The organism is Mariniflexile gromovii (assembly GCF_017814435.1).
Classification (GTDB): Bacteria; Bacteroidota; Bacteroidia; order Flavobacteriales; family Flavobacteriaceae; genus Mariniflexile; species Mariniflexile gromovii.
Window position 1 is genome coordinate 276,686 of the sequence record NZ_JAGJCB010000004.1, and the last position, 12,325, is coordinate 289,010.

Annotated in this window: 15 protein-coding genes; 1 reads left to right on the top strand and 14 read right to left on the bottom strand. The window is 33.7% G+C overall.

Annotation, left to right across the window (positions count from 1 at the left end; genetic code table 11):
• Positions 1 to 21 precede the first annotated feature (21 nt).
• Positions 22 to 1,539: a mannosyltransferase gene (locus tag J8H85_RS06745; RefSeq protein ID WP_209653838.1), complete on the top strand. Its 1,518-nt coding sequence runs from the start codon at positions 22 to 24 to the stop codon at positions 1,537 to 1,539.
• A gap of 90 nt (positions 1,540 to 1,629) precedes the next feature.
• Here the strand turns inward: J8H85_RS06745 and J8H85_RS06750 are convergent, their stop codons facing one another.
• From J8H85_RS06750 to J8H85_RS06815, 14 genes are all read right to left on the bottom strand, one after another.
• Positions 1,630 to 2,043 (bottom strand): VOC family protein, encoded by a 414-nt coding sequence (locus J8H85_RS06750; protein WP_209653840.1) that lies wholly within the window; start codon positions 2,041 to 2,043, stop codon positions 1,630 to 1,632.
• A gap of 12 nt (positions 2,044 to 2,055) precedes the next feature.
• Positions 2,056 to 2,286, bottom strand: coding sequence for a hypothetical protein (locus J8H85_RS06755; RefSeq protein WP_209653842.1), 231 nt, complete (start codon positions 2,284 to 2,286; stop codon positions 2,056 to 2,058).
• 19 nt (positions 2,287 to 2,305) lie between these two features.
• Complete coding sequence (locus J8H85_RS06760) at positions 2,306 to 2,719, bottom strand: DNA primase (protein ID WP_209653843.1); 414 nt, start codon at positions 2,717 to 2,719, stop codon at positions 2,306 to 2,308.
• A 16-nt stretch (positions 2,720 to 2,735) separates the two neighbouring features.
• Positions 2,736 to 3,713: a deoxyhypusine synthase family protein gene (locus J8H85_RS06765; protein ID WP_209653845.1), complete on the bottom strand. Its 978-nt coding sequence runs from the start codon at positions 3,711 to 3,713 to the stop codon at positions 2,736 to 2,738.
• The gene (gene speB, locus J8H85_RS06770; RefSeq protein ID WP_209653847.1) at positions 3,703 to 4,641 is read right to left on the bottom strand and encodes an agmatinase; all 939 of its coding nucleotides are present in this window, start codon (positions 4,639 to 4,641) and stop codon (positions 3,703 to 3,705) included. Before speB ends, J8H85_RS06765 begins: the two co-directional genes overlap by 11 nt.
• Complete coding sequence (locus J8H85_RS06775; protein WP_209653849.1) at positions 4,631 to 6,028, bottom strand: arginine decarboxylase; 1,398 nt, start codon at positions 6,026 to 6,028, stop codon at positions 4,631 to 4,633. Before J8H85_RS06775 ends, speB begins: the two co-directional genes overlap by 11 nt.
• Positions 6,029 to 6,610: 582 nt before the next feature.
• On the bottom strand, positions 6,611 to 6,931 hold the full coding sequence (locus J8H85_RS06780) for a GIY-YIG nuclease family protein (RefSeq protein WP_209653851.1): 321 nt from the start codon (positions 6,929 to 6,931) through the stop codon (positions 6,611 to 6,613).
• Positions 6,932 to 7,045: 114 nt separating this feature from the next.
• Positions 7,046 to 7,927, bottom strand: coding sequence for a pseudouridine synthase (locus J8H85_RS06785; RefSeq protein ID WP_209653853.1), 882 nt, complete (start codon positions 7,925 to 7,927; stop codon positions 7,046 to 7,048).
• 62 nt (positions 7,928 to 7,989) lie between these two features.
• Positions 7,990 to 8,895 (bottom strand): geranylgeranylglycerol-phosphate geranylgeranyltransferase, encoded by a 906-nt coding sequence (locus J8H85_RS06790; protein ID WP_209653854.1) that lies wholly within the window; start codon positions 8,893 to 8,895, stop codon positions 7,990 to 7,992.
• A 52-nt stretch (positions 8,896 to 8,947) separates the two neighbouring features.
• The gene (locus J8H85_RS06795) at positions 8,948 to 9,877 is read right to left on the bottom strand and encodes a mevalonate kinase family protein (RefSeq protein ID WP_209653855.1); all 930 of its coding nucleotides are present in this window, start codon (positions 9,875 to 9,877) and stop codon (positions 8,948 to 8,950) included.
• A 187-nt stretch (positions 9,878 to 10,064) separates the two neighbouring features.
• Entirely contained in the window at positions 10,065 to 11,183 is a 1,119-nt protein-coding gene (locus tag J8H85_RS06800) for a diphosphomevalonate/mevalonate 3,5-bisphosphate decarboxylase family protein (RefSeq protein WP_209653856.1), read from the bottom strand.
• A 91-nt stretch (positions 11,184 to 11,274) separates the two neighbouring features.
• On the bottom strand, positions 11,275 to 11,808 hold the full coding sequence (locus J8H85_RS06805) for a DUF1697 domain-containing protein (protein ID WP_209653857.1): 534 nt from the start codon (positions 11,806 to 11,808) through the stop codon (positions 11,275 to 11,277).
• Between the two features lies 1 nt (position 11,809).
• Positions 11,810 to 12,079, bottom strand: a complete 270-nt coding sequence (locus J8H85_RS19145) for a type II toxin-antitoxin system RelE/ParE family toxin (RefSeq protein WP_209653858.1) — start codon at positions 12,077 to 12,079, stop codon at positions 11,810 to 11,812.
• Complete coding sequence (locus tag J8H85_RS06815) at positions 12,063 to 12,314, bottom strand: hypothetical protein (RefSeq protein ID WP_209653859.1); 252 nt, start codon at positions 12,312 to 12,314, stop codon at positions 12,063 to 12,065. Before J8H85_RS06815 ends, J8H85_RS19145 begins: the two co-directional genes overlap by 17 nt.
• Positions 12,315 to 12,325 lie beyond the last annotated feature (11 nt).

The following is a 12,325-nucleotide window of genomic DNA, read 5'->3' on the forward strand; positions in this document are numbered from 1 at the left end:
GTTCCATAAGTATTTTTAAACATGTTAAACACAGCCATACTAAAACACAACAAACTTCCATTACTATTAGCGTTTTTAAGTGTACTCTTCTACTTTGCTTTCGCCTATAATTTAGTCCGAACCGACTATATAAAATTGATAACACTTTATACAGCCTTGTTTTTTGTGTTCTACAAATTGGTTCAACTTTTAAAAACACACATAGTATTTTTAACTTGGTTAGCCTTTGTATTTAGGGCTGTTTTTATTTTAGCCATTCCAAACCTATCGCAAGATTTTTACCGTTTTATTTGGGATGGCAGAATGTTTTTAGCTGGTTTTAACCCCTATTTACATAGTGTTGAATCTTTTATCAGCATGGGTGAATTTCCTGTAGCGCAAGCCCAAGAACTACACCAAGGCATGGGCGCATTGAACGCCAGCCACTTTACCAATTACCCACCTATAAACCAATTATGTTTTGTGATGGCTGGTTTATTTGCAGACAAAAGTATTTTAGGTTCGGTGGTGGTGATGCGCCTTCTTATAATTGCTGCCGATTTTGGCACTCTTTATTATGGAAAGAAGCTTTTAGAACGACTGAATATTCCTGTTCATAATATCTTTTGGTATATTTTAAATCCGTTTATTATTATTGAATTAACAGGCAACCTTCATTTTGAAGGCGTGATGATTTTCTTTTTAGTTTGGAGTTTGTATCTCCTGCATTTGGGAAAATGGCAAATGGCCGCTGTTATTTTAGCGTTTTCTATTGCAACAAAACTGGTTCCTTTGATGTTTTTACCTTTGTTTTTTTGGTGGTTTTTAAAACGACCTCTCGACAGCACTCTAGGTGACATAAATAAAACGACTGCGCTAAACCTGACAACCGACGATGAGAAGCTGAAACAAGTTCAGCTTGACAAAACGAAAGGCGTCATTACGAATGAAATGAAGCAATCGCTAGCCTTTGACAAGATTGCTTCGTCGCTTACTCCTCGCAGTAGCGGATTATTAAAATTGACAGGTTTTTACAGTATAGTTGGTATTACAACACTGCTATTGTTTGTTCCGTTTTACTCAAAGCAATTCATAACCAATTATACAAAAACCGTTGGCTTATGGTTTCAAGATTTTGAGTTTAATGCCAGTTTATACTACATAGCACGGGAAATAGGGTATTTGTTTAGAGGTTACAACGAAATTGCCATAATAGGTAAAGCCATCCCGATTCTTGTAATTCTTTTGGTGCTGTGCATCGCTTTACTAAGAAAAAACAATAATACCTTACAGCTTATTACCAGCATGCTTTTGGTATTGTCATTTTACTATTTTACGGCTACTACGGTGCATCCTTGGTACGTGGCAACACTTTTAATACTGTCGGTTTTTACCAATTATAAATTTCCTTTAGTGTGGAGTTTTATAATTATACTAAGCTATTTAGCATACATGAACACGAACAACACCGAAAACTTGTGGATTATTGGATTGGAGTACACCATTGTTTATGGCGTATGTATTTGGGAGGTTTTTACAAACAAAAAAAAGGCTTTTTAAAAAGCCTTTTTAATATCTATTTAAGCGTAATCGAGAACTTCAATAGTTAATTTACACATAGGTTTCGACTGCGCTCAACCAGACATAACATTATTTTTTAAAAATGGATCCTGGGTTTTTAAAACTTTTAAATTCCAACATATAATCGTTTGGGTCCTTTATAAAGAAAGAAACGTGCTCACCAGCTTTACTTTCCAAAAACCTTATTTGGCTAACCATGTCTAGTTTTTGTTGTTTACATTTTTCGTAAATCTGTTCCCAATCTTTTAACTCTACAATAACTCCGAAATGAAACGAGGGCAATATTTTACCTTCGAAAACATAATTAGGACTGTTAAAGTTAAATTTTTCGGCCTTTATAAATGTTATTTGATTGCCAAATAAATCTATATCGACCCAACTTTGTGTTTTCCTTCCTAAGGAAGCGCCAATATTATCCACATAAAAGCTTTCTGTACCTTTTACGCTTAAACAAGGCAACGACATATGAAATGATGCGCCCATAATATAATAGTATTAAAGAGGTTTTAAACTTTCAACTCTGTAAATTACAAAATCTTCGTCATCATCTTCAAAATCTTCAACAAAAGTTATTCTAAAACTTTTATCAACATAACTTTTGTCGTTCTTTAAATCGTATTGCTTTAATACTCTTGGGTGTACTTCCTCGAATACTAATTCTTCTCCATTTTCAAACCAAAACGTAAAATAACCGTTTTTGTAAGACTTAAAAACAGCTGTTCTCATAACACTTACTAACTAAGAATTAATCAATATCATCATCATCGTCTTCATCATCATCGTAGTCTGAATCCGAGTCATCCATATCATCGTCGTCGTCTTCGTCGTCATCCGAACTTGGTTTTTTAACAACCACATCATCGTCTTCATCGTCACCTAAACTCGCGTCGGCATCATCAACTTTAACTTCTTCAAAATCATCATCAGCAACATCGTCTGTATCATCTCCAAAGTCTTCCATAGCTTGTACAAGGCGTTTACCAACTTTTACTAAGTAAATCGTATCATCAGTTCTAACCTCTACAGCTTCAATTATTTCATTTTGTGCATTTCTAAACGAAATCACATCGGTTTCGTCGTATCCATCAGGAAACTTTTCAACAAGAAGATTTAAAATATCTTCATTTAGTTTTTTGTAATCTACAATTTTGCGTAACATTTTTATTTGGGTTGAGTTATTGGTCTAACAAATATGCAAAAATTAATGGAGCAACAATGGTTGCATCACTTTCTATGATGTATTTTGGGGTATCTATATCTAATTTACCCCAAGTAATTTTTTCGTTTGGAACGGCACCTGAGTAGGAACCGTAACTGGTTGTTGAGTCGCTAATTTGGCAAAAATAGCTCCAAAATGGAATATCGTGCATTTCCATATCTTGGTAAAGCATTGGCACCACACATATTGGGAAATCGCCCGCTATACCACCGCCAATTTGGAAGAAACCTACACCTTTTCCACCTGAATTTTTTGGATACCAATCGGCCAACCACATCATATATTCTATACCGCTTTTGGTAGTAGACGCTTTAAATTCACCTTTGATGCAGTACGATGCGAAAATATTACCCATAGTACTATCTTCCCATCCTGGAACTACAATTGGCAAGTTTTTTTCGGCAGCAGCTACCATCCAAGAATCTTTTGGATCGATTTCATAATACTGCTCTAAAACACCTGAATTTATCATTTGATACATAAATTCATGAGGAAAATAACGTTCCCCAGATTTATCTGCTTTGTTCCAAATATCGTATAAATGCGATTGTAAACGTCTAAACGCTTCCTCTTCAGGAATACAGGTATCTGTAACACGATTATAATGGTTTTCCAATAAATCCCACTCTTCTTGTGGCGATAAATCTCTGTAGTTTGGTACTCTTTTGTATGAATTGTGCGCCACTAAATTCATAATATCCTCTTCAAGGTTTGCACCTGTACAAGAAATAATTTGAATTTTATCTTGACGGATCATTTCAGCTAACGATTTGCCTAACTCGGCAGTACTCATCGCTCCTGCTAAAGTAACCATCATTTTACCACCTTCCAGCAAATGGGTTTCGTAACCTTTTGCAGCGTCTACCAAAGCAGCCGCATTAAAGTGTAAATAATTTTTTTCTATAAATTGTGATATGGGTCCTTTAGTACTCATCGTCGTCGTTAAATTTTGAAGCGTTATTTTTTTGTTTCGAATTATCGTAAGCGTTATCGTAATCATCACCTACCTCTTCGTCCATAAATTTATAACTTAACATTTTATAATACAATTTTGCGGCTAAAAAATCGGAAGATTTTTGTTTTTCATTGGGGCATAAATCAACAATATCAAACCCAACTACATTTTTTTCAGCAAAAACTTGTTTTAAGAAATCTAAAGTTTCGTACCAAAACAACCCACCAGGTAAAGGCGAAGCAGTATTTGGCATGATGGATAGATCTAAACCGTTCAAGCTAAAATTGATGAATACGTTATCGGTCATCTGGTCTATAGCAGAATCCATCCATGTATCATCAACCGCCATTTCATGGGCAAAATATGTTTTATCGGTATCTGCAATTGTTTTTTCTTTTGCACTCATAGAGCGAATACCAACTTGAATTAAATTGGTGGTTTGGTTGGCCTCGTTAAGCGCGCACGCATTGTTTAAAGACGACCCGTTATGCGATTTTCTTAAATTGGCATGTGCACCAATGTGCAATACTGTTAAGCTTGGGAACATTTCGTTAAAAGCGCGAATGGTTCCTATAGAAATAGCATGTTCGCCACCAAAAACGGTAACAAACTTATTTTTTTTGATATATTTTTTTGTGGTTTGGTGAACAGCTTCAACCAAAGCTTCTGGCGAATTGTTTACATCAACAGCATCTGTTAAATGGATACCTTGTTGGTACACTTCAGTGTCTGTTTCAATATCATAAAGCTCCATATTGTTTGAAGCGTTTAAAAAGGCTTCTGGCCCTTTACTGGCTCCTTTTTGTATTGTACTTGTTCCATCAAAAGGTACTGGAATTAAAACAATTTTTGATTGCTCCAACTTTGCAAACTCCTCAGGAATTCCAGCATACGTGTTATTTGTCATAACCTAAAATTTTAAGTAAGTCTTCACTTTTTTGTTGTTCGCTAAATAATTTTGTGGTGATGTTTCCATCAGTATCCCTATCTATTAAAATATGCTTTGGTGAGGGGATTAAACAGTGTTGCAATCCTCCAAATCCACCAACGGTTTCTTGGTATGCACCGGTATTAAAAAACCCAATATATAAAGGTTTTTCTTTATTATATTTTGGCAGATAAATAGCATTCATGTGCTGTTCGCTATTGTAATAATCGTCGCTATCGCAAGTTAAACCTCCTAACAATACACGCTCGTAACTTTCGTGCCATCTGTTAATTGGCAACATCACAAAACGTTTATTAATAGCCCAAGTATCGGGCAACGTAGTAATGAACGATGAATTGATCATGTTCCATTTTTCACGGTCGTTTTGTTGTTTTTGGTACAACACTTCATAAATAGCGCCACCACTTTCACCTACTGTAAAACTTCCAAATTCTGTAAAAATATTTGGTACCGGCACTTCTTCTTCTTCACAAACCAGTTGGATTTGATTGATAATTTCACCAACCATATATTCGTAATCAAAATCAAAAGCCAACGAGTTTTTTATAGGGAAACCTCCGCCAATATTCAAACTATCCAAACTTGGGCAAATACGTTTTAAGCTTGTGTAAACCTTTAAACATTTGGTTAACTCGTTCCAGTAATACGCATTGTCTCGAATACCCGTATTAATGAAAAAATGAAGCATTTTAAGTTTCACTTTTTTATTCTCTTTAATCTGGCTTCTGTAAAAAGGTAAAATATTTTTATAGCCAATACCTAAACGCGAGGTATAAAACTCAAATTTTGGTTCTTCTTCCGAAGCAATACGTATACCTATATTGAATTTTCCTTTTATTTCTTTTGAAAGTAAATCTATCTCCTCATAATTATCAATAATCGGAATGCAGTTTTTATGTCCGCTATTAATTAACCTTGCAATATTTTGAATGTATTGATCTCTCTTAAAACCATTACTTATTACATAAGTTTTATCGGTTATTTTTCCTTCGGCTTTTAAGCTTTCAACAATATCGATATCAAAAGCTGATGATGTTTCAATATGAATATCATTCTTTAGAGCTTCGTCAAGAACATGCTTAAAATGCGAACTCTTAGTGCAGTAACAATAGCTATACTTTCCTTTGTATTTATTGGCTTTTATGGCTTTATCAAACCAACCTTTCGCTCTATTAATGTTGTTTGAAATTTGCGGTAAATACGTAAACTTTAAAGGCGCTCCATATTGTTCAACCAAGCCCATTAGGTCTATACCATGAAATTCTAAATGTCTATCTTTTAGATCAAATTCTTCTTGAGGAAAGTAAAAAGATTGATTAATTAAATCAATGTATTTGGTATTCATTCTTTATTTTTTGATGTAATAGTTTAATATTAATTTTTTTAAAGTTAAGAAACATTCGTTTCTAATCAAATAATATCTTCCTATTAATCAAATACGGATTTGGCTCTGTGTAGTTGGAACAAAGCCATATATATGCTGGCTACCAGCAATAACATACGCAGAAGTTAGCTCTAAAATTCGGTTACTTTTTCTGTAAGCTGCTTTTGAAAATAACTTCTCAAATTTCAAAAACCCGAACATATAAACACGTTTCAATTTGTTCAGCAATTACATTACAAATGAAATATAAAAAATTTAATTATGAAGTAATTTAGATTTTTTTTTTGGATTTTTTTTGAAAGCTGTTTTTGGGCGTTACCCACAAGGGGTCGGGCTAGTAGTTTAGCCTGAGCGCAGACGAAGGACTACAAGTCCTCGCTCCTGCGTCGCTGTGGTCTTTTCGCTTCTATCCCTAACGTGGGCATATAGCAAACCAAAAAGTTTTAGTAAAAGAAAAACTAAGCTAAAATCAACCCGTTAAAGATGCTGAAACAAGTTCAGCATGACACTAAGTTGTCAGTTTAGAAATATCCAAAGAGCTTGTCATTCCGAACTTGTTTCGGAATCTAATGGTTTCCACAAGTTATCCCAATTTGGATTCTCTTTTTCTATCAAATTAATTTTCCATTGTCTGTGCCAATTCTTCAATTGTTTTTCTCTTGCAATAGCATCTTCAACATATTGAAATTCTTCATAATAAACCAAATGCTTTAATTTGTATTTTGATGCAAATTTACCGCCTATTTCTTGCATGTGCCTTTCCATTCTATCATCAATTCCTCCAGTCACCCCTATATACAGAACACCATTTGGTTTATTTGTAATAATGTAGACCCAATAGTTATGATAATCGCGTTTCGGCATTTTTGGTTATTTGATTGAAGATGCTGAAACAAGTTCAGCATGACATTAAGCTGGCTTTATAGAAATGCCAAAAGGGCTTGTAATTCCAAACTTGTTTCGGAACCTTTTAAAACCCTAAAGCATCTTCAAATTATTCAACTCTTGCTCTGTTAAATGTTTCCAATGCCCTCGTGGAATGTCTTTTTTGGTAAGTGGCCCAATGGCAACACAATCCAAACTAATAATTTCGTATTTAAAATGATCAAAAATAGTTCGTATCAAAGTATTACCAATATTCTTGATTTTTAAACCTATTTGGTTTTTAGGCTCTCCATCAATATAGCTAATTTCTTCAACCGCTATAAGCTTTCCTTCAACTTTAAAACCTGCTTGAATGGCTTTTAAATCTTCCAGTTTTAAATTTTTATCTAATTCTATTTGAAACAAACGTGGCACACCATTTTTAGAATTGGTGAATTTGGCTGCTATAACATCATCGTTTGTAAATAATAATAAACCTTTAGAGTTTCTACCCAAACGCCCAATAGGCTTTATTCTAGAAGAGGTAGCATTGGCAACCAAATCCATTACAGTTCTTCCTTTACCTTCGCTGGTGGTAGTTGCAAAACCTTTTGGTTTATTCAATAAAACGTATGCTTTCTTTTCTGGGTTGATGCGGGCACCGTCGTAACGCACTTCGTCATCCAACTTTACTTTATAACCCATTTCGGTAATTACTTTTCCGTTTACCGTTACAAGACCGGTGGCAATATGCACATCGGCCTCTCTACGAGAACACATACCCGAATTGGCAACGTATTTGTTCAAACGGATTTCATCCGGATTTGAAGCTTGTTTTTTTGATGGCGGATTTACATTTCGAATAGGCGCATTTCCTCTAGCAATGCTTTTTTTATGGGAACTGGCACCGCCTCTGCTTGCGCTACGACCATTACCGTTTTGCTGTCCTCTAGCTGAAGGTTTCCCTTTTCCACTTGTTCCTTGCGTTCTGCTCATCACTATTATTTTTTGCAAAGATACTTTTAAAATTTACGAATTACGATTTTTGAATTACGATTTTACAAAATCCTATTCAATAACAAATCAATATCAATCAATAAAATACTAAAAACACCTAAAACGATTATGAATTTTAAAATATTGTGCCCTATTAAATAATGCAATTTGGTTTTCGACTTCCACAACAATATCAAAAAAGCCAATATTAAAACAATGCTCAAATAAAAATAGATGTACATGTAACCAATTTCAAATTTAAACAACAACAAATAAATTGGAACAAGTGTTAATAGAGATAATACGGTAAGCATTCGTTTTGAAACCACTTCGCCATAAACAATGGGAATGGTATGGTAATTTTGGGTTAAATCGCCCGTAATGTTTTCCAAATCTTTGGTTAGTTCGCGCATGGAAATAAGCAAAAACAAAAAAATGGCATGTACAAAAATGACCGTTTCAAAATTTTTGTAGTACATAAAAATGGCAAAAAACGGTGTAATGGTTAAAATAGCCGAAACCAAATTACCAATAAACGGCAATTTTTTTAATTTGTGTGAATAAAACCAAATACCGAAAATGTACAATGAAAAGAAAACAACCGCCTTAAAAGACACATAACTTACCATAATAACCGCTAAAAAATTTAGCACGAAATAAAATGAAAGCTTCGTGTTTTGACTCACCAATTTATCTAACCTAGATTTCATTGGTCTGTTGATTAAATCTTTCTCGGAATCGTAAAAATTATTGATGATGTATCCGCCAGCAATGGTGGCTGCCGAAGCTAAAACCAACAGAAATAAATTAACATCAAAAACCACTTTACGTAAGGGTTTATCGTGTGCCAAAATATAAATTGATGCCAAATATTGCGCTAACACTATAACAAGAATATTATAGCCTCTAATTACAGAAAACATGCTGAAAAACTTAAGAAGTATGTGTTTTTGTTTTCTGGAGAACATGAAAATATATTTTGATGAGATTCTGAAACATGTTCAGTACAACAAAAGGACTTTAGAAATTATAAACTACTTCTAATTTATAATCTTTTAACGCGTTTTTTGCTTTCTCAATATCCTCTGTAAAACCAAGAATATAGCCGCCGCCACCAGAACCACAAAGCTTTAAGTAATACTCGTTGGTTTCAATACCTTTTTTCCAAAGTTCATGAAACTGTGCTGGAATCATGGGTTTGAAATGGTTTAACACCACTTTTGAAAGTTGCTTTGTGTTTTTAAATAAAGACTTTACATCACCTTTCAAGAAATCATCCACACAAGCATCGGTATGTTTTATAAATTGGTCTTTAAGCATGTTACGGAATCCTTCCTGCTTCATATTTTCCATAAAAATACTTACCATAGGAGCGGTTTCACCAATAATGCCGCTATCCAGTAAAAACACAGCCCCTTTTCCATCGGCTTTTTGTGATGGAATACCGGTTGCTTCAATATTATCTTTTGAATTGATAAGAATTGGAATGCTCAAATAGCTATTTAAAGGATCTAAACCTGAAGATTTCCCATGAAAAAAAGATTCCATTTCAGAGAAAACAGATTTTAACGTCAGTAACTTTTCACGAGTTAAATTCTCTAAAACCGTTATTTTATTATGCGCATAATTATAGTAAATAGCTGCTACTAAAGCACCACTACTACCTACTCCATAACCTTGCGGAATAGACGAATCGAAATACATGCCTTCATTCACATCATTCTTCAAAGCTTCAATATCAAAAGTTACCAATTCAGGATTGATAGCCTCTAAATACGTAACAAAACGCTTTAAACTTTCGTTTGATTTTATGGCAGCTTCCGATGGATTTTTATCGGTTTTTAGGGCTCCATTATAAAAATTATAAGGAATAGATAATCCTTTAGAATCTTTAATGATTCCATACTCACCAAAGAGTAGAATTTTAGAGTAAAATAATGGTCCTTTCACTTAATTTAATTAAAAATTAATAATGCAAAGTTAATAATTATTCTTTAGATGATTTAACAATACTAATCAATAATCTCAACATTTACTGATATTTACGTTTAAATGCATCAAATCCTGTTTTGTTCAGAAAATTTGCAGCATATTACAAATAATACTTTGGTTTCTATAAATCCTTCATTGTCAATTATCAATTGTCAATTGTTAATTGCTTTGCTCCAAAACCAATTTGGTCGCAAATGTAATGCCCGTTTTGACAATATGCAACCAATTCATTTTTAATGAATTCTAAAATTTTAACCGATTCATTTTTTGGATATAACACATGTACATTAGCCCCTGCATCTAAAGTAAAACTAATATGTAAACCCGTTTTTTGACGGAACATCCATATTTTATTAATGATTTCCAAAGTGTTTGGTTTCATCAAAATAAAATATGGCATACTGGTCATCATCATCGCATGAAGTGTTAAGGCTTCACTTTCTATCAAGGCTATAAATGCATCCAAATCGCCCGATTCTAGAATGGGCTTTAATTTTTCCAAATGATTGTGCGCTTGCTGAAATCGGTTTTTTGCGTATGGGTGGTTATGCATTAAATTATGTCCAACCGTACTGCTTACTTGTTTTTCGCCCTTATCAACTAACAAAATAGTGTCTTGATAGTCTTTAAAATTGTCATGGACTTTATACGGGTATTTTACACCAAACAAATCGCTGCTACCGTCAACCACTTCGTTTTCTCCCCAAACAATTAAATCGCCTTCTATACTTCTACAAGCAGAACCAGAACCTAAACGCGCTAAAAATGATGCTTTTTGGTTGAAATAGTTATCGCTTAAAGACCTTTCGACTGCGCTCAAGGTGACATCTGACAATAATTGTTTTTCAATACTCATTAAACACAATGCCAATGCGCTCATCCCTGATGCAGACGATGCAATTCCAGAGCTGTGCGGAAATGTGTTTTTGGTTTCAATTTTGAACTTATATGCTTTTAAAAAAGGCAAATAAACTTCAACGCGCTTAAAAAACGTTTCAATTTTCGGTTTGAAATCATCTTTCTTTTCGCCATCTAAAAACACATCAAATTCGAAATCAGAAATATTTTCTTTTTTTGAAAAAGTTACCGTTGTGATGGTTTTACAATGATTAAGCGTAAAACTGATGGATGGATTTTCAGGAATTTGGTCTTTCTTTTTCCCCCAATACTTAATCAAAGCAATGTTACTGGGCGATTCCCAAGTGACTTTTCCGCTTTCAACTGTATTGGAATATGTTTTAGGTATAAATTGTTGTTCAGTCATTTCATATGTGCATTTTATTTGCTTTTAAAAGGTCATATGCAATCGCCTTATCTTTATTGGGTTAGTTTGCAAAGTTATTAATAGCGATTTCTTAATTTTCAGCAGACAAAGATAACAGTTTTACCATAGTTTTGTAATTTCTTGAGGTGCCAACAACCTTTAATTTGCGTTCGGAAGTATTCATATTAAATTTTGTACGCCCATAACCTGTTGAACTGTAAAAATAAAGCGCATCTTTTTTTATTATAACTTCTTCGTTTTCATAGGCTATTTTTGCGACTTCATCCACCAAACTGGTATCCGGAATTTTATTCAACATTATAAAATAACTTTCCATTTTCTTTTCTTCTGAAAACGGACAATTATTTAGAATAGCTTGAAGTTCTTTATTGGTTTTTAAAATTACAGAAACTTCAAACCCAAAATGATTTAAAATAAGATTTTGAATGGTTTTCTCTAATTCTGAAGCTTCTGCAGTAGATTGAAAAATAACGTTTCCACTTTGAATATAGGTTTGCACCTTTTGAAAACCTGCCGCAGTTAGTAAATCGCGCAATGTTGCCATGGGGACTTTTTTATGGCCTCCCACATTGACACCTCTTAAAAGCGCGATGTATATGGGCATTTTAGAAATCTTGATTTTGGTTTAGGATTCTTAGAATGATAATGCGTTTATTATAAACTGTATAATGAATTGAAAAATTGAAATGTTCTAAATTTACAATTCTTACTTTTTTATACCGAAGTTGAAATGCTTTGGGCATCGAACAAATAAGTCTTAACTGGTTGAGCAAATCATCCATAAAAAATTCTTCCTTGTTATATAATTTAAAATAGCAAATTGCCCTTTGCAGTTCTATATCTGCTTCTTTGGAAATCTCATAATTCACGCCCATAACGTTTTAAAACCTCAGAAACCGGCATGGTTTCCAATGTTCCATTTTCCATTTTCTCCAGCATATCATCCATCATTTTTTTATATGCCTCAGAGGGTTCGCTGTAACGCATTGCTGTATCTTCCAAAGTATATTCTAAATAATTTTTGAGTGAGCGTTTTTGGAGTTTAGCTTGTTTTTCAAGAATTTCTAAAGCTTTATCGTCTAACTCGATTAATTTTTTTGTCTTTCCCATGACATATCAAT